This is a genomic window from Burkholderia sp. L-4, from assembly GCF_056856535.1.
On the sequence record NZ_JBXEOX010000001.1, the window covers coordinates 402,109 to 418,514 of the forward strand.

Annotated in this window: 18 protein-coding genes and 1 riboswitch; of the genes, 15 read left to right on the plus strand and 3 right to left on the minus strand. The window is 68.7% G+C overall.

Annotation, left to right across the window (positions count from 1 at the left end; translation table 11 throughout):
• Nucleotides 1-10: 10 nt before the first annotated feature.
• The 3 genes from AC1VVG_RS01910 to AC1VVG_RS01920 all read right to left on the minus strand — a co-directional run bounded on the left by AC1VVG_RS01910 (nt 11) and on the right by AC1VVG_RS01920 (nt 3,926).
• On the minus strand, nt 11-1,273 hold the full coding sequence (locus AC1VVG_RS01910) for an MFS transporter (RefSeq protein ID WP_034189829.1): 1,263 nt from the start codon (nt 1,271-1,273) through the stop codon (nt 11-13).
• Nucleotides 1,274-1,395: 122 nt separating this feature from the next.
• Nucleotides 1,396-2,160, minus strand: coding sequence for an SDR family NAD(P)-dependent oxidoreductase (locus AC1VVG_RS01915; protein WP_124609862.1), 765 nt, complete (start codon nt 2,158-2,160; stop codon nt 1,396-1,398).
• On the minus strand, nt 2,157-3,926 hold the full coding sequence (locus tag AC1VVG_RS01920; protein WP_034189827.1) for an ABC transporter ATP-binding protein/permease: 1,770 nt from the start codon (nt 3,924-3,926) through the stop codon (nt 2,157-2,159). Before AC1VVG_RS01920 ends, AC1VVG_RS01915 begins: the two co-directional genes overlap by 4 nt.
• 269 nt (nt 3,927-4,195) lie before the next feature.
• Nucleotides 4,196-4,319: riboswitch (TPP riboswitch) on the plus strand.
• Nucleotides 4,320-4,544: 225 nt separating this feature from the next.
• Between AC1VVG_RS01920 and AC1VVG_RS01925 the strand changes: the two genes are divergently transcribed.
• The 15 genes from AC1VVG_RS01925 to hisG all read left to right on the plus strand — a co-directional run bounded on the left by AC1VVG_RS01925 (nt 4,545) and on the right by hisG (nt 16,398).
• Nucleotides 4,545-5,681, plus strand: a complete 1,137-nt coding sequence (locus AC1VVG_RS01925) for an FAD-dependent oxidoreductase (protein WP_482835191.1) — start codon at nt 4,545-4,547, stop codon at nt 5,679-5,681.
• Nucleotides 5,682-5,713: 32 nt separating this feature from the next.
• The gene (thiS, locus tag AC1VVG_RS01930) at nt 5,714-5,911 is read left to right on the plus strand and encodes a sulfur carrier protein ThiS (RefSeq protein WP_027783340.1); all 198 of its coding nucleotides are present in this window, start codon (nt 5,714-5,716) and stop codon (nt 5,909-5,911) included.
• Nucleotides 5,912-5,949: 38 nt separating this feature from the next.
• Entirely contained in the window at nt 5,950-6,765 is an 816-nt protein-coding gene (locus AC1VVG_RS01935) for a thiazole synthase (RefSeq protein WP_034189825.1), read from the plus strand.
• Entirely contained in the window at nt 6,762-7,886 is a 1,125-nt protein-coding gene (gene thiE, locus AC1VVG_RS01940; RefSeq protein ID WP_482835195.1) for a thiamine phosphate synthase, read from the plus strand. The genes AC1VVG_RS01935 and thiE overlap by 4 nt, the downstream gene beginning before the upstream one ends.
• An 84-nt stretch (nt 7,887-7,970) precedes the next feature.
• A complete protein-coding gene (locus AC1VVG_RS01945) occupies nt 7,971-8,792 on the plus strand; it encodes an ABC transporter ATP-binding protein (RefSeq protein ID WP_006477138.1) in 822 nt (273 codons plus the stop codon).
• Complete coding sequence (mlaE, locus tag AC1VVG_RS01950; RefSeq protein ID WP_034189823.1) at nt 8,789-9,556, plus strand: lipid asymmetry maintenance ABC transporter permease subunit MlaE; 768 nt, start codon at nt 8,789-8,791, stop codon at nt 9,554-9,556. Before AC1VVG_RS01945 ends, mlaE begins: the two co-directional genes overlap by 4 nt.
• Nucleotides 9,557-9,580: 24 nt before the next feature.
• On the plus strand, nt 9,581-10,141 hold the full coding sequence (mlaD, locus tag AC1VVG_RS01955) for an outer membrane lipid asymmetry maintenance protein MlaD (RefSeq protein ID WP_034189822.1): 561 nt from the start codon (nt 9,581-9,583) through the stop codon (nt 10,139-10,141).
• Between the two features lie 31 nt (nt 10,142-10,172).
• Nucleotides 10,173-11,129, plus strand: a complete 957-nt coding sequence (locus tag AC1VVG_RS01960) for an MlaA family lipoprotein (protein WP_059557092.1) — start codon at nt 10,173-10,175, stop codon at nt 11,127-11,129.
• Nucleotides 11,130-11,240: 111 nt separating this feature from the next.
• Entirely contained in the window at nt 11,241-11,870 is a 630-nt protein-coding gene (locus AC1VVG_RS01965; protein ID WP_034189861.1) for an MlaC/ttg2D family ABC transporter substrate-binding protein, read from the plus strand.
• Entirely contained in the window at nt 11,867-12,142 is a 276-nt protein-coding gene (locus AC1VVG_RS01970) for an STAS domain-containing protein (protein WP_034189821.1), read from the plus strand. Before AC1VVG_RS01965 ends, AC1VVG_RS01970 begins: the two co-directional genes overlap by 4 nt.
• Before the next feature lie 192 nt (nt 12,143-12,334).
• Nucleotides 12,335-13,261, plus strand: a complete 927-nt coding sequence (locus AC1VVG_RS01975) for an ABC transporter ATP-binding protein (protein WP_301742713.1) — start codon at nt 12,335-12,337, stop codon at nt 13,259-13,261.
• The gene (locus AC1VVG_RS01980; protein ID WP_226229976.1) at nt 13,258-14,088 is read left to right on the plus strand and encodes an ABC transporter permease; all 831 of its coding nucleotides are present in this window, start codon (nt 13,258-13,260) and stop codon (nt 14,086-14,088) included. Before AC1VVG_RS01975 ends, AC1VVG_RS01980 begins: the two co-directional genes overlap by 4 nt.
• Nucleotides 14,089-14,144: 56 nt before the next feature.
• Entirely contained in the window at nt 14,145-14,384 is a 240-nt protein-coding gene (locus AC1VVG_RS01985) for a BolA family protein (RefSeq protein WP_006477131.1), read from the plus strand.
• Nucleotides 14,385-14,398: 14 nt separating this feature from the next.
• A complete protein-coding gene (gene murA, locus AC1VVG_RS01990; RefSeq protein ID WP_034189819.1) occupies nt 14,399-15,748 on the plus strand; it encodes a UDP-N-acetylglucosamine 1-carboxyvinyltransferase in 1,350 nt (449 codons plus the stop codon).
• Nucleotides 15,745-16,398: an ATP phosphoribosyltransferase gene (gene hisG, locus AC1VVG_RS01995; RefSeq protein WP_012327780.1), complete on the plus strand. Its 654-nt coding sequence runs from the start codon at nt 15,745-15,747 to the stop codon at nt 16,396-16,398. Before murA ends, hisG begins: the two co-directional genes overlap by 4 nt.
• Nucleotides 16,399-16,406 lie beyond the last annotated feature (8 nt).

Below are 16,406 nucleotides of genomic sequence, written 5' to 3' on the forward strand. Positions count from 1 at the left end.
AAGCAGTTGATCACGACGCGACGGCCGGATCGTCGACGAGCGACTTGCCGCGCGTTTCCGGCAGCACGAGCGCGGCGACGATCACGAGCAGGTAGCCGCCGCCCGCCACGAGGCCGATCGCCTTCACGAGCGACATCGACTGCGACAGCGCGCCGACGAGGATCGGGAAGAACGAGCCGAGCCCGCGGCCAAGGTTGTAGCAAAAGCCCTGGCCCGAGCCGCGGATCGCGCCCGGATACAGTTCCGACAGGTACGCGCCGACGCCCGCGAAAATCCCCTGCACGACGATACCGAGCGGGAAGCCGAGCAGCAGCATCGCGGTATCGGTGATCGGCAGCATCGTGTATGCCATGCCGAGCGAGAACGAGCCGATCGCGAACAGGATGAACGACGCGCGGCGGCCGAGCCGGTCGGACAGGATCGCGCCGACCACGTAGCCGACGAACGAGCCGACGATCAGCACGACCAGATAGCCGCTCGTGTTGAACACCGACAGGTGGCGGACGGTTTTCAGGTAGGTGGGCAGCCACGTCGTGATCGCGTAGTAGCCGCCGAGCATGCCGGTGCACAGCGCGCTGCCGAACAGCGTCGCGCGCAGGTGCGGCGGCGAGAAGATCTCGAGGAAGTGGCCCGACACGCGGCCCTCGTCGCGCGCGCGGCGCGTGGCCGTGTAGATGTCGGGATCGCTGACGTTGCGGCGGATGTACAGGATCCACAGCGCGGGCGCGATGCCGATCCAGAAGCACGCGCGCCACGCGAGCTGCTCGGGCAGCAGCGCGAAGAATGCCCAGTAGAGGATCGCGGCCGCGCCCCAGCCGAACGACCAGCTGCTCTGCACGGTGCCGACGGCCTTTGCGCGATGCTCGGGCGAGCGGATCGTCTCGGCCATCATGATCGTCACGACCGACCATTCGCCGCCGAAGCCGAAGCCCTGCAGCGTGCGGGTGGCGAGCAGCTGCCAGAACGAATGCGTGAACCCGGACAGGCACGTGAACAGCGCGAACGTCGCGATCGTCCACTGCAGCACGCGCACGCGGCCATAGCGGTCGGCGAGGATGCCGGCGACCCAGCCGCCGATCGCCGACGAGATCAGCGAACTCGTCGCGATCATCCCCGCCTCGCTCTTCGACATGCCCCAGGTCGCGATCAGCGTCGGAATCAGGAACGAATAGATCATGAAGTCGAACGCATCGACCGCGTAGCCGCCGAAGCCGGCGTACAGCGTCCGGCGCTCGCGCGTCGACAGTTCGTTGAACCACTGGAATGCCTGCATGCTTGCGCCCCCTCTCGTCTTGTCTCGCGCTGCCGCGTGGCGGTTATTTTACGGGCGCGGCCCCGCGCGCCAAAAAGGCGGGGACGGGTTCGTGCGGGCAAGGAGGGGGAGGGAAGGACGCGTCAGAGCGTCAGGCCGCCGTCGACGTGAATGACCTGGCCGGTGATCTGCCGCGCCGCATCGGACAACAGGAATGCGATCAGCGCGGCGACATCGTCGGGTTCGGCGATCCGGCCGAGCGGTGTCGCCTGTTCGGCCTGCGCCCACGCGGCGGCGTTGCCGGCGCTCGGGCCGTGGTCCTTGCGCGTGAAGCCCGGCGCGACGGCGTTCACGGTGATGCCGCGCGCGGCGAATTCGGCGGCCGCCGAGCGCACGAGCGATTCGAGCGCGGCCTTCGCGGCGGCGGTCGCCGCGAACGGCGCATCGGCGCGGTAACGGTGCGCGACGAACGAGCTGACCGCGACGATGCGCGGGGCGACCGACGCTTCGAGCAGCGGCCGCGCGCGGCCCGCGAGCGCCGAGAACGCGCCGGGCATCGCCGTGAAGGCGCACGCGAGCGTGTCCGCGGAAAGATCGGAAAAGGATTGCCGCGCGGCGAAGCCGGCGTTCGCGACGAGCTGGTCGAGCCCGCCGAAGCGCGTGGCGGTGGTATCGACGAGCGCGGCGGCAAGACCCGGTTCGCCGAGATCGCCGGTCAGCGTGATGCATTCGGCGCCGGCCGTCGTGCACGCACGGGCGACTTCGGCGAGCCGCGCCCGCGCGGAATCGTCCGCGCCGCGCGCATGCAGCGCCAGCGCGATGCCGGGCGCCGCGAGCCGTCGTGCGAGCGCCGCGCCGATCCCCGCGCCTGCGCCGGTGATCAGCGCGATGCGCGCGCGTGCGCTCACGCGGCGACCTTGTCGCCGGCGTTCGCGCGTTCGACGTTGATCGTGCCGACGTGGAACGCGGCCAGCGACTCGCGGTGCGCGATGCTGACGATCGCGGCCTTCGGCAGCCGTTCGGCGAACAGGTGATACAGGCGTGCCTCGTTGTCGGCGTCGAGCGCGCTGGTGGCTTCGTCGAGGAACAGGAAGTCGGGCTTGTGCAGCAGCACGCGCGCGCCGGCAAGACGCTGCTGCTCGCCGGGCGACAGCACGCGCGTCCAGTGCGCGGTCTCGTCTAGGCGCTCGACGTAATCCTCGAGGCGGCACGCGCGCAGCGCGTCGCGGCAGGCTTCGTCGCTGAACGTGTCGGGTGTCGCCGGATAGGTGAGCGCGGCCTTCAGCGTGCCGATCGGCAGGTAGCTCGTCTGCGGCACGAACATCATCCGCGCGCCGACCGGCGCATCGATCGCACCGTCGCCGAACGGCCACAGGCCCGCGAGCGCGCGCATGAACGTGCTCTTGCCGGAACCCGACTTGCCGATCACGAGCCAGCGCGAGCCCGGCTCGATCGTCACGTTGCCGATGTCGGCGAGCGCGTTGCCGTTCGGCAGCGCGAGCTTCAGCGCCGACGTCGACAGCTTCGCGTCGTCGATGTAGTGCAGGTTGATGCCGCCGTGCTCGGTCGCGGGCGACAGGCTTTCCTTCAGGTGCGACGTGCCCATCACGCGCTTGAATTCGCGCAGACGGTTGACGGTGGCGCGCCATTCGACAAGGGTCGAGTAGCTGTTGATGAACCACGAGAACGAATCGCTGACGGTGCCGAACGCGGACGAGATCTGCATCAGCACGCCGAACGAGAACGCGCCCGCGAAATAGCGCGGCGCGGCGACGACGAGCGGGAAGATGATCGCGATCTGCCCGTAGAAGCTCAGCACGAACGTCAGCCGCTTCGTGTACTTCATCACGCGCCACCAGTTGTCGCGGATGCGCATGAAGAGGCCCTGCGCGTTGGCCGCCTCGGTCTTCTCGCCGTCGTAGAACGCGATCTGCTCGGCGTTCTCGCGCACGCGGATCAGCCCGAAGCGGAAATCGGCCTCGACGCGCTGCTGCTGGTAGTTGATCGACACCAACGGATGGCCGACCTTCTGGATGATCAGCGAGCCGATCACCGCGTACAGCGCGGCCGCCCACACCATGTAGCCGGGAATCGAGATCGGCGTCGCGCCGAGCGTGAACGTCAGCGCGCCGGCGAGCGACCACAGGATCGTGATGAACGACACGAGCGTGACGACCGTCGACAGCAGGTCGAGCGACAGCGCGAGCGTCGTGGTCGCGAACGACTGGAGGTCGTCGGTGATCCGCTGGTCGGGGTTGTCCGCGAGGCGGTCGCGTTCGATCCGGTAGAACGCGCGATCGCCGAGCCACTGGCCGAGGAAGCGGTCGGTGAGCCACTGGCGCCAGCGGAAGCCGAGCAGCTGCCGCAGGTAGCGGCCGTACACCGCGAGGATGATGAACGCGAACGCGAGCGCGGAGAACTGCATCAGCAGATTCGGGAAGTCGTGGACGTCCTTCGACTGCAGCGCGTTGTAGAACTCGGCGTTCCACTTGTTCAGCCGGACGTTGATCCAGACCACGCAGAGGTTGATCGCGATGATCGTGACCAGCAGGCCCCACGCGATTTTCCATTCGGACGATACCCAGTAGGGCTTGATGAGGCTCCATGCGGATACCGGGCGCTCGTCCTGCGGCGCGTCGGAGGCGGAGCGGACGGGATCGATCGATTGGGTCATGTGCTTCCTGATGAGTAGCCGGCGCGCGGGCCGGGCGAAGCCGGGCGCGCGCCGCGATACGGCATGCCGGGGCGCGGCGCCGACGGACGGCGGGCGCAGCGATGGTCGCCCGCGCGTCTTAAACGGCGCTTAAGGGCCGGCGGTGACGCGGCAACCGGCCGCTCGCGCGGCCGGCCTGCGGGCATTGTGCCAGAGCGGCGCGGGCCGACGGCGAATTTGCCCCACGGGGACAGTTTGCGGCGCTTTCGGCTTTTATGGTCTAATGGCCGACGACGAAACAGGGGTGCTTCGTGGCGTGGCCGGCGGATGTTCCGGGCGGCGCGGCGAGGCTGAGAAAAACCCTTTGCACCCGATCCGGGTAATACCGGCGAGGGAAGTTTCTGATCCCGCCGGGCCGCGCTGGCCGCCATCCCATATGGTCAGCGCCCGAGTCCCGCCCGGCCGGCCTTTGCTGCCGGTTTCGTCCTTTTGGGTACGCGCATTGCGCGTTACGGAAGGAATGATGACCGCACAATCTTCAGTCTTTTGCTTGATTCCCGCCCCGATGCCGCATGCGTTCGCATGGGGCGGCGCGCGCGCGTCGACGCTCGTCGTGCGTATTCGCGCGGAGGGCGCCCGATGAACGTCCAGGATGCACGGCCCGATTTCGCGGTGCTCGGCGGCGGCCTCGTCGGCCGCCTGATCGCGTGGCGGCTCGCGGGCGACGGGCATCGCGTCGCGCTGTACGAGCGCGGCGGCCCGGACGGCGAGCAGTCGGCTGCCTGGATCGCGGCCGCGATGCTCGCGCCGCTCGCGGAAGCGGCGAGCGCGGAACGGCTGATCACCGAGCTCGGCGCCGCGTCGCTCGAACGCTGGCCGCAATGGCTCGCGGAACTGCCCGAACCCGTTTTTTTCCAGCATCACGGCACGCTCGTCGTCTGGCACCACGCGGACCGCGCGGAGGCGCCGCTGTTCGAGCGGCGGGTGCGCGCGAACGCGCCGGCCGACCTGCTCGACGGCGGTTTCGTGACGCTCGCCGGCGCGCAGGTCGATGCGGCCGAGCCCACGCTCGCGGGCCGTTTCGCCCGCGGCCTGCTGCTGCCGCGCGAAGGGCAGCTCGACAATCGCCAGGCGCTGCGCGCGCTGGCGGCGGGCCTCGCCGAACGCGGCGTCGATCTCCGCTGGCACGTCGCGATCGACGATGCCAACCTGCCCGCCGCGCATTTCACGATCGATTGCCGCGGGCTCGGCGCGAAATCCGCGCTGCCCGCGCTGCGCGGCATCCGCGGCGAAGTCGCGCGCGTGCATGCGCCCGGCATCGGGCTCACGCGGCCCGTGCGGCTGCTGCATCCGCGCTACCCGCTGTACATCGCGCCGAAGCAGGACGATCTCTATGTGATCGGCGCGACCGAGGTGGAGGGCGAGGACATGTCGCCCGTCAGCGTGCGCTCCGCGCTCGAACTGCTGAGCGCGGCGTTCTCCGTGCATCCGGCGTTCGGCGAGGCACGCATTCTCGAACTCAACGCGCAGTGCCGGCCGACGCTGCCCGATCACCGCCCGGCGGTGATCTGGGACGGCGCATCGACACTCGCCGTCAACGGCCTGTACCGGCACGGCTTCATGATCGCGCCGGAAGTCGCGCAGGCAGCCGTCGCCTTTGCGCAAGCCGCGTTCGGCGGCGCGCTGGGCGATGCCGACGCGTTCGCCGCGTGGCGCGACGCCGCGCGTTGGCCGACGCTCCTTCATCACCGCAGCGACGCGCGCCAGCCGGCCTGACGCGCGCCGCCGACCGAATCCGACCGAGCCTCATGGATATCCAGATCAACCAACAGACCCTGACGCTGCCCGACGGCGCGACGGTGGCCGACGCGCTCGCCGCGTACGGCGCGCGGCCGCCGTACGCGGTCGCGCTGAACGGCAATTTCGTCGCGCGCACGCAGCATGCGGCGCGCGCGCTCGCGGCGGGCGACAAGCTCGACGTCGTGCACCCCGTCGCGGGCGGCTGAGCGCCGCCGGTTCGTCCCCGCTCTTCCAGGAAAACGACATGACGTCCCTCACCTCCGCCGACGCGCTGACGCTGTACGGTGAAACCTTCGCAAGCCGCGTGCTGCTCGGCACGTCGCGTTATCCGTCGCTGCAGTCGCTGTCCGATTCGATCGACGCGTCGCGTCCCGGGATGGTGACGGTCGCGCTGCGCCGCCAGATGACGGGCGGCACCGCAGAAGCCGGCTTCTTCGACCTGCTCAAGCGCCACGCGGTGCCGCTGCTGCCGAACACGGCCGGCTGCCAGACCGTCGCCGAGGCCGTGACGACCGCGCACATGGCGCGCGAGGTGTTCGGCACCGACTGGATCAAGCTCGAGCTGATCGGCGACGACTACACGCTGCAGCCCGATCCGGTCGGGTTGATCGAGGCCGCCGCGCAACTGGTCAAGGACGGCTTCAAGGTGCTGCCGTACTGCACCGAGGATCTCGTGATCGGCCGGCGCCTGCTCGACGTCGGCTGCGAGGCGCTGATGCCGTGGGGCGCGCCGATCGGCACGGGCAAGGGCATCGTGAACCCGTACGGCCTGCGCGTGCTGCGCGAGCGGCTGCCGGACGTGCCGCTGATCGTCGATGCGGGGCTCGGCGTGCCGTCGCACGCGTGCCAGGTGATGGAGTGGGGCTTCGACGGCGTGCTGCTGAACACGGCCGTGTCGCAGGCCACGCACCCCGAAATCATGGCGCGCGCGTTCGCGCAGGGCGTCGAGGCGGGGCGCGCCGCGTACCTGGCCGGGCCGATGGACGCACGCGAGACCGCGCACGCGAGCACGCCGGTCGTCGGGATGCCGTTCTGGCACCAGGACGGGGGCGGCGCATGAGCGCGCGCTTCGCCGACGCATTCTGGCCGCCGGCCGACGAGCTGGCCGAAGCGGCCGAACGGATTCGCGCCCGCCTCGGCGACTGGCCGGACGGCGCGGCGCCGTGGCGGCTCTGCGTGGCGGCGCCCGACGTGCCGTCCGACGGCGACGTGCTGATCGTGTCCGCCGGCGACCGCGCCGCGCAGGCGCGCGCGTCGGCCGCGTCGCGGCCGGCCTCGCCGGAGGCGGTCGCGATCGAATTCGACGAGCAGGGCGCGGTGCTGCATGCGGCGGGCGCGCGTTACGCGCTCGAAGCCGCGCATCCGCTCGCGGACGACTGGGTCGCGGCGCTCGCCGCCTTCCTCGATTGCGGCTTCGCGCCGGTCGACGCGCTGGTGCTCGCGCTGGCGTGGCAAGACGGCGACGAGACGCGCGCCGCCGACGCGTGGCCGGTCGATGCCGCGCGGTTTCCGCGTGTCGCCGGGCTGCCGCCCGCGCCGGAGCCGGCATTCGCGCCGTGCCCCGCGCAACTCGGCCTCTATCCGGTCGTGCCGGACGCGGCGTGGGTCGAGCGCGTGCTCGAGGGCGGTGCGCGGACCGTGCAACTGCGCGTGAAAGGCGCGACGCCGGACGCGCTGCGTCGCGAAATCGCGCGTGCGGTCGCGGCGGGGCGTCGTTATCCCGATGCGCGCGTGTTCATCAACGATCACTGGCAGATCGCGGTAGATGAAGGCGCGTACGGCGTTCATCTGGGTCAGGAGGACCTCGAAACGGCTGATCTGGCCGCGATCGCGCGCGCGGGCCTGCGGCTCGGACTTTCGAGCCACGGTTATTACGAGATGTTGCGGGCGTTGCACGCGCGCCCGAGCTACCTCGCGCTCGGCCCCGTCTACGCGACCGCCACGAAGGCCGTCGCCGCGCCGCCCCAGGGCCTCGCGCGGATTGCCCGCTACGCGCGCTTCGCCAGCGCGCGGGCGCCGCTCGTCGCGATCGGCGGGGTGGGGCTCGACACGCTGCCGGCCGTGCTGGCGACGGGCGTCGGCAGCGTCGCGGTGGTCAGCGCGGTCACGGGCGCCGCCGATTATCGGACGGCGCTTATTGCGCTGCAGCAATGTTTTCCCGGACAATTTGACAATCATTGACCGCCGGGCCCGGAACGGCGTCACGACATCATTCCAATGCAGGCCCTATAATTCGGCGTTCTGCGTAAAAGGACTGTCAGCTCCGTGAGCCCCACTCCTACCGAGACCCTGCTGGAACTTCGCGACGTCGACTTTGGCTACGGCGACCGCCTCGTCCTGTCCAACCTGAACCTGCGCTTCGGGCGCGGGCAGGTCGTCGCGGTCATGGGCGGCTCGGGTTGCGGCAAGACCACCGTGCTGCGCCTGATCGGCGGCCTCGTGCGCGCGCGCCGCGGCCAGGTGCTGTTCGACGGCGCCGACGTCGGCGCGCAAACGCGCGACGGCCTGTACGCGCTGCGCCGCAAGATGGGCATGCTGTTCCAGTTCGGCGCGTTGTTTACCGACATGTCGGTGTTCGAGAACGTCGCGTTCGCGCTGCGCGAGCATACCGACCTGCCCGAAGACCTGATCCGCGACCTCGTGCTGATGAAGCTCAACGCGGTCGGCCTGCGCGGCGCGCGCGACCTGATGCCGTCCGAGGTGTCGGGCGGGATGGCGCGCCGGATCGCGCTCGCCCGCGCGATCGCGCTCGATCCGCAGCTCATCATGTACGACGAGCCGTTCGCCGGCCTCGACCCGATCTCGCTCGGCATCACCGCGAACCTGATCCGCACGCTGAACCAGGCGCTCGGCGCGACCTCGATCCTCGTCACGCACGACGTGCCGGAATCGTTCGCGATCGCCGACTACGTGTACTTTCTGGCCAACGGCGGCGTGCTCGCGCAGGGCACGCCCGACGAGCTGCGCGCGTCGACCGATCCGAGCGTGCGGCAGTTCATCGACGGCGCGCCGGACGGCCCGTTCAAATTTCATTACACGAGCCCGCCGCTTGCAGCGGATTTCGGGCTCGGCGGAGGGCGCGCATGATCAGCGCGATCGGACGTTACGTCATCGGCGGCCTCGAGCGCGCGGGCTACGGCACGCGGCTGTTCGTACGCCTCGTGCTGCAATTCTTCCCGCTGCTGCGCCGGCCGCGGCTGGTCACGAAGCAGATCCACTTCCTCGGCAACTATTCGTTCGTGATCATTGCCGTGTCGGGGCTGTTCGTCGGCTTCGTGCTCGGCCTGCAGGGCTATTACACGCTGAACCGCTACGGGTCCGAGCAGGCGCTCGGCCTGCTGGTCGCGCTGTCGCTCGTGCGCGAGCTCGGCCCGGTCGTCACCGCGCTGCTGTTCGCGGGCCGCGCGGGCACGTCGCTCACGGCCGAGATCGGCCTGATGAAGGCCGGCGAGCAGCTCACCGCGCTCGAAATGATGGCGGTGGACCCGATCAAGACGGTGATCGCGCCGCGCATGTGGGCGGGCATCATCGCGATGCCGCTGCTCGCGGCGATCTTCAACGCGGTCGGCGTGCTCGGCGGCTACTTCGTCGGCGTCGTGCTGATCGGCGTCGATCCGGGCGCGTTCTGGTCGCAGATGCAGGGCGGGGTCCAGGTCTGGGCCGACGTCGGCAACGGCGTGCTGAAGAGCATCGTGTTCGGGTTCGCCGTGACCTTCATTGCGCTGTATCAGGGGTATGAAGCGAAGCCCACGCCCGAAGGCGTGTCGCGCGCGACCACCAAGACGGTCGTGTTCGCGTCGCTCGCCGTACTCGGCCTCGATTTCCTGCTGACCGCGCTGATGTTCAGCTAAGCCTCAGCCAAGCCAAATTTTGGGATGACGATGAAAAAGACTGCTCTCGACTTCTGGGTCGGCCTGTTCGTGGTGGTGGGCTTCCTTGCGGTGCTGTTCCTGGCGCTGAAGGTCGGCAACATGAGCTCGCTGTCGTTTCAGCCGACCTACTCGGTCCGGATGAAATTCGACAATATCGGCGGGCTGAAGCCGCGCGCGGCCGTGAAGAGTGCCGGCGTCGTGGTCGGCCGCGTGAAGTCGATCGGCTTCGACACGAACACGTACCAGGCGCTGGTGACGATCGACATCGACGGCCAGTACCCGTTCCCGAAGGATTCGTCGGCGAAGATCCTGACGTCGGGCCTGCTCGGCGAGCAATACATCGGCCTCGATCCGGGCGGCGACACGGAAATGCTGAAGTCGGGCGATACGATCTCGATGACGCAGTCGGCGATCGTGCTCGAGAACCTGATCGGCCAGTTCCTGTACAGCAAGGCCGCCGATGCGGGCGGTGCGAAGCCGGCAGCCGGCGCGCCGGCTGCGCCGGCTCCGGTGGCGGTGCCGGCGTCGGCGGTGTCCGCCGCGTCCGGTTCGGCGGCCCAATAACCACACGAGAGAATAGAAGAGGGTAATGACCATGCAGACGATCCGCATCAGGCACGCCGCGCTGGCGATAGCGGCAGCCGCCGCGTTGAGCGGCTGCGCGACCGTGCAGACGCCGACCAAGGGCGATCCGCTCGAAGGCTTCAACCGGACGATGTACAAGTTCAACGACACGGTCGACACCTACGCGCTGAAGCCGGTCGCGAAGGGCTACCAGTACGTGGTGCCGCAGCCGGTGCGCGACAGCGTGACGAACTTCTTCTCGAACATCGGCGACGTCTACATCGCGGCGAACAACATCGTGCAGCTGCGGATCGCGGACGGCGTCGGCGACATCATGCGCGTCGTGATCAACACGGTGTTCGGCGTCGGCGGCCTGTTCGACGTCGCGACGATCGCGAAGCTGCCGAAGCACACGGCCGATTTCGGGATCACGATGGGCCGCTACGGCATGCCGTCGGGCCCGTACCTCGTGCTGCCGCTGCTCGGCCCGAGCACGCTGCGCGACACGGCCGGCCTCGGCGTCGACTACGTCGGCAATCCGCTCACCTACGTGAAGCCGGACGGCCTGAGCTGGGGCCTGTTCGGCGTGAACCTCGTCAACACGCGTGCGAACCTGCTCGGCGCGGGCGACGTGCTGGATGCCGCGGCGCTCGACAAGTATTCGTTCGTGCGCAACGCGTACCTGCAGCGCCGCCAGATGCTGATCAGCAACGCGCGCGGCGAGGCCGCCGCGACGTCGAGCAACGACGCGCTGCCGAAGTACGATCTGCCGGACGACGGTGCGGCACCGGCGGCGGCCGGTACGGCGGGCGCGGCAGCGGTGAGCGGCGCGACCGCGCCGGCGGGGGCATCGGGCGCGGCGGTTGCCGCGCCGGCCTCGGGCACGGCCGAAGGACCGAATCCGGCCAGCGAAACGAACGTGCCGGCGATGCAGGTGGCGCCGCCGTCGCCGGGCGGGTTCCGCTTCCCGAGCATCCGGCTGCACTGACGGATTTACATTCGTTACAGCCGGAAACGATTCAGTCGGTAGCGTGCGCGAACTTGCGCGTAAGCTACCTGCTCCAACCTTCGCATCGACTCATTCATGCAGGTCACTATGATGAAAAAACTGTTCCTGATCCCCGTATTCGCGGCGCTGTTCTCGTTCGGCAGCGCGGCTCACGCGCAAGTCGACCAGTCGAACCCGCAGTCGCTGATCAAGACGGCGACGCAGCAGGTGCTCGACGAAGTCAAGCAGCAGACGATCAAGCAGGGCGACACCAACCGCATCATCTCGATCGTCAACAAGGACATCCTGCCGTACACCGATTTCCGCCGCACCACGCAGCTCGCGATGGGCCGCAACTGGCGCACGGCAACGGCCGAGCAGCAGCAGCAGGTTCAGGAGCAGTTCAAGCTGCTGCTGATCCGCACGTACTCGGGCGCGCTGGCGCAGCTGAAGCCGGACCAGCAGATCCAGTACCCGCCGTTCCGCGCCGATCCGGCCGATACCGATGTCGTGGTCAAGACGGTCGCGATGAACAACGGCCAGCCGGTCCAGATCGATTACCGCCTGTACAAGTCGGCGAACGGCTGGAAGGTGTATGACCTGAACGTGCTCGGCGCGTGGCTGATCCAGACGTACCAGCAGCAGTTCAACGAAAAGATCCAGCAAAGCGGCGTGGACGGCCTGATCCAGTTCCTGACGCAGCGCAACCAGCAACTTGCCGCCGGCAAGCAAGCGTCGTGAGCGGCTTCGAAGCCGGCTCCTCGCTGACCGTCGCGAGCGCGAAGTCCGCGCTCGCGGACGGTCTTGCGCGCATCGGCGCGGGCGCCACCGCCGTCGATTGCGCGGCGCTGACGCAGTTCGACTCGTCCGCGCTCGCCGTGCTGCTCGCATGGCAACGTGCCGCCATGTCGCGCGGCGCGACCCTCGACATCCTCAATCTCCCGCCGAAGCTCGCCAGCCTCGCGCGCGCCTACGGCGTCGACGCGCTCATCGACGGCACCGGGCGACATTGACCCTGTCCGACCGGAGCCTGCCGCGCCAGCTGGCGCGCGCACGCGTCAGGCCGCGCGCCTCCGGCGCCGGCTCCCCCAGCCGGTTTGCCCTATAATCAAGCGTTTTGCGGGGCAGCCAATCGGCGTCCGGCCCCCATTTTCTTTCGCAGCAAGCACAGAATAGGCGTCGCGGCCCTGGCGTCGCGCACAGTCATGTCAGCCATAGAAATCCGTCACGTCAAGAAGCGCTACAAGTCGCTTCAGGCGCTCAAGGGCGTCAGCCTGTCGGTCGAGGAAGGCGAGTTTTTCGGTCTGCTCGGCCCCAACGGCGCAGGCAAGACCACGCTCATCAGTATCCTCGCCGGGCTCGCCCGGGCCGACGAAGGCAGTATCTCGGTGCGCGGCCACGACGTCGTCAAGGACTTCCGCGGTGCGCGCCGCGCGCTGGGTGTCGTCCCGCAGGAACTCGTCTTCGACCCGTTCTTCACCGTCCGCGAGACGCTGCGGATCCAGTCCGGCTATTTCGGGCTGCGCCGCAACGACGACTGGATCGACGAAGTGATGGCCAATCTCGACCTCACCGAGAAGGCCGACGCGAACATGCGCGCGCTGTCGGGCGGGATGAAGCGCCGCGTGCTCGTCGCGCAGGCGCTCGTGCACCGGCCGCCCGTGATCGTGCTCGACGAGCCGACCGCCGGCGTCGACGTCGAATTGCGCCAGACGCTGTGGAAATTCATCTCGCGCCTGAACCGCGAGGGTCACACGATCGTGCTGACCACCCATTACCTCGAGGAAGCCGAGTCGCTGTGCGACCGCATCGCGATGCTGCGCCGTGGCGAGGTGGTCGCGCTCGACCGCACCGACGCGCTGCTGCGCCGCTTCGCGGGGCTGCAGCTCTATCTGCGGCTCGCGACGGGCGCGCTGCCGGCCGAGCTGCGCGGGCTGGAGACCGACCCCGCCGCGCGCGCGCCGGGCGAGCACCTGCTGCGTCTCACGAGCTACGACGATGTCGAACGCATTCTCGCGCAATGCCGCGCGGCAGGCAGCACGTTCGACGAGATCGAGGTCCGCAAGGCCGACCTCGAGGATGTGTTCGTCCAGGTGATGAACGGGGCCGAGGTGATCGAGGGTCTGGCATGAATCAACAATCCCCGCGCGAACTGCGTTCCCTGCCGGCCGAAGGGACGCTGGGCACGGCCCGGCGCGTGCCGGGCAGCGGCTTCCGGACGCTGTTCTACAAGGAACTGCTGCGTTTCTGGAAAGTGTCGTTCCAGACGGTGCTCGCGCCGATCGTCACGGCGCTGCTGTACCTGACGATCTTCGGTCATGCGCTGTCGGGCCGCGTCGAGGTCTATCCGGGCGTCGAGTACGTGAGCTTTCTCGTGCCGGGCCTCGTGATGATGAGCGTGTTGCAGAACGCGTTCGCGAACAGCTCGTCGTCGCTGATCCAGTCGAAGATCACCGGCAACCTCGTGTTCATGCTGCTGCCGCCGCTGTCGTACCGCGACATCTTCGGCGCGTACGTGCTCGCGTCGGTCGTGCGCGGGCTCGCGGTCGGCACCGGCGTGTTCGTCGTGACGATCTGGTTTATCCCGATGCATTTCGCGGCGCCGCTGTTCATCATTGCGTTCGCGCTGCTCGGCTCGGCGATCCTCGGCACGCTCGGCCTGATCGCCGGGATCTGGGCCGAGAAGTTCGACCAGCTCGCCGCGTTCCAGAACTTCCTGATCATGCCGCTGACGTTCCTGTCGGGCGTGTTCTATTCGACGCACTCGCTGCCGCCCGTGTGGCGCGAGATCTCGCGTCTCAATCCGTTTTTCTACATGATCGACGGCTTTCGTTTCGGGTTCTTCGGCGCGTCCGATATCAACCCGTTCGCGAGCCTCGCGATCGTTACCGGTTTCTTCGTGCTGCTCGCGCTGATCGCGATGCGGCTGCTCGCGACCGGCTACAAACTGCGTCATTGATATCGACAGGCTGCGGCCGCCTCCCGGGGCGCCGCCGCCGACAGGAGCCTTACACCATGTTGCCGACTCCCGAACAGGTCAAGCAATACATCGCCGGCGGTCTCGCCTGCACGCATCTGGAAGTCGAAGGCGACGGCCAGCATTTCTTCGCGACGATCGTGTCGGCGGCCTTCGAGGGCAAGCGGCCGATCCAGCGGCACCAGCTCGTCTATGCGGCGCTCGGCGATCGCATGAAGCAGGAAATCCACGCGCTCAGCATGAAGACGCTGACGCCCGCCGAATGGCAGAACGCATAACCGGAAATCACTGAGTGCAAGTCACCGTCAACGAGCGCGACGCCGTCAAGAGCGTCGCCACGGCACACCCGGCCGCCAACGGGGAATCGCAGGGACAGGGGATGGACAAGCTCGTGATCGAAGGCGGTAACCGTCTGTCCGGCGAGATCGTCGTGTCGGGCGCGAAGAACGCCGCACTGCCGATCCTGTGCGCGGGGCTGCTCACCGCCGATCCGGTCGATCTCGACAACGTGCCGAACCTGAAGGACGTGCGCACCACGCTGAAGGTGCTGAACCAGATGGGCGTGAAGAGCGAGACCGACGGCTGCCGCGTGCAGCTCGACGCGTCGCGCGTCGACAACCTCGTCGCGCCGTACGAGCTCGTGAAGACGATGCGCGCGTCGATCCTCGTGCTCGGCCCGCTGCTCGCGCGCTTCGGCGAGGCGAAGGTGTCGCTGCCGGGCGGCTGCGCGATCGGCGCGCGTCCGGTCGACCAGCACATCAAGGGGCTGCAGGCGATGGGCGCCGAGATCAGCATCGAGCACGGCTTCATCGAAGCGCGCGCGAAGCGCCTGAAGGGCGCGCGCATCGTGACCGACATGATCACGGTGACGGGCACGGAAAACCTGCTGATGGCCGCGACGCTGGCAGACGGCGAGACGGTGATCGAAAACGCCGCGCGCGAGCCGGAAGTGAGCGATCTCGCCCACCTGCTGGTCGCGATGGGCGCGAAGATCGACGGTATCGGCACCGATCGCCTCGTGATCCAGGGCGTCGAGCGGCTGCACGGCGCGCGCCATTCGGTGATCCCCGACCGCATCGAGGCCGGCACGTTCCTGTGCGCGGTCGCGGCGGCCGGCGGCGACGTGATGCTGACGGGCGTGCGCCCGCACATTCTCGACGCGGTGATCGACAAGCTGCGCGAAGCCGGCGTGTCGATCGAGGAAGGCGACAGCTGGCTGCGCGTGAAGATGGACCGCCGCCCGTCGGCCGTGACGATCCGCACGTCGGAATACCCGGCGTTCCCGACCGACATGCAGGCGCAGTTCATGGCCCTCAATACGGTCGCGACGGGCACCGCGCAGGTCGTCGAAACTATTTTCGAGAACCGCTTCATGCACGTGCAGGAGCTGAACCGGCTCGGCGCGAACATCACGATCGACGGCAATACCGCGCTCGTGACGGGCGTCGAGAAGCTGTCCGGCGCGAACGTGATGGCGACCGACCTGCGTGCGTCGGCGAGCCTCGTGATCGCCGGGCTGCGCGCCGACGGGGAAACGCTCGTCGACCGGATCTATCACCTGGACCGCGGCTACGACCGCATGGAAGCCAAACTGACCGCCGTCGGCGCGAACGTGCGCCGCCTTTCCGGGAGCCAAGCATGACCGCGCCGCTGACCCTCGCCCTGTCGAAGGGCCGGATTTTCGAGGAAACCCTGCCGTTGCTCGCCGCGGCCGGCGTGCAGGTGACCGAGGATCCGGAAACGTCGCGCAAGCTGATCCTGCCGACGACGAACCCGGACCTGCGCGTGATCATCGTGCGCGCGAGCGACGTGCCGACCTACGTCGAATACGGCGCGGCCGATTTCGGCGTGGCCGGCAAGGACGTGCTGGTCGAGCACGGCGGCTCGGGCCTGTACCAGCCGATCGATCTGAACATCGCGCGCTGCCGGATGTCGGTGGCGGTGTCGGCCGGCTTCGATTACGCGAGCGCCGTGCGCCAGGGCGCACGCCTGCGCGTCGCGACGAAGTACGTCGAAACGGCGCGCGAACACTTCGCCGCGAAGGGCGTGCACGTCGACCTGATCAAGCTGTACGGCTCGATGGAGCTCGCGCCGCTGGTCGGGCTGGCCGACGCGATCGTCGACCTCGTCAGCTCGGGCGGCACGCTGAAGGCGAACAATCTGGTCGAGGTCGAGGAGATCATGGCGATCTCGTCGCGCCTCGTCGTGAACCAGGCCGCGCTGAAGTTGAAGCGCGCGGCGCTCAAGCCGATCCTCGACGCGTTCGAACGCGCGTCGCAGAATGGCGGTTGAGCGCATCA

Coding starts and splice junctions, on each gene's coding strand:
- AC1VVG_RS01910 (WP_034189829.1), bottom strand. CDS start 1,273: ATGCAGGCATTCCAGTGGTTCAACGAACTGTCGACGCGCGAGCGCCGG.
- AC1VVG_RS01920 (WP_034189827.1), bottom strand. CDS start 3,926: ATGACCCAATCGATCGATCCCGTCCGCTCCGCCTCCGACGCGCCGCAG.
- AC1VVG_RS01925 (WP_482835191.1), top strand. CDS start 4,545: ATGAACGTCCAGGATGCACGGCCCGATTTCGCGGTGCTCGGCGGCGGC.
- thiS (WP_027783340.1), top strand. CDS start 5,714: ATGGATATCCAGATCAACCAACAGACCCTGACGCTGCCCGACGGCGCG.
- AC1VVG_RS01935 (WP_034189825.1), top strand. CDS start 5,950: ATGACGTCCCTCACCTCCGCCGACGCGCTGACGCTGTACGGTGAAACC.
- thiE (WP_482835195.1), top strand. CDS start 6,762: ATGAGCGCGCGCTTCGCCGACGCATTCTGGCCGCCGGCCGACGAGCTG.
- mlaE (WP_034189823.1), top strand. CDS start 8,789: ATGATCAGCGCGATCGGACGTTACGTCATCGGCGGCCTCGAGCGCGCG.
- mlaD (WP_034189822.1), top strand. CDS start 9,581: ATGACGATGAAAAAGACTGCTCTCGACTTCTGGGTCGGCCTGTTCGTG.
- AC1VVG_RS01960 (WP_059557092.1), top strand. CDS start 10,173: ATGCAGACGATCCGCATCAGGCACGCCGCGCTGGCGATAGCGGCAGCC.
- AC1VVG_RS01965 (WP_034189861.1), top strand. CDS start 11,241: ATGAAAAAACTGTTCCTGATCCCCGTATTCGCGGCGCTGTTCTCGTTC.
- AC1VVG_RS01975 (WP_301742713.1), top strand. CDS start 12,335: ATGTCAGCCATAGAAATCCGTCACGTCAAGAAGCGCTACAAGTCGCTT.
- AC1VVG_RS01980 (WP_226229976.1), top strand. CDS start 13,258: ATGAATCAACAATCCCCGCGCGAACTGCGTTCCCTGCCGGCCGAAGGG.
- AC1VVG_RS01985 (WP_006477131.1), top strand. CDS start 14,145: ATGTTGCCGACTCCCGAACAGGTCAAGCAATACATCGCCGGCGGTCTC.
- hisG (WP_012327780.1), top strand. CDS start 15,745: ATGACCGCGCCGCTGACCCTCGCCCTGTCGAAGGGCCGGATTTTCGAG.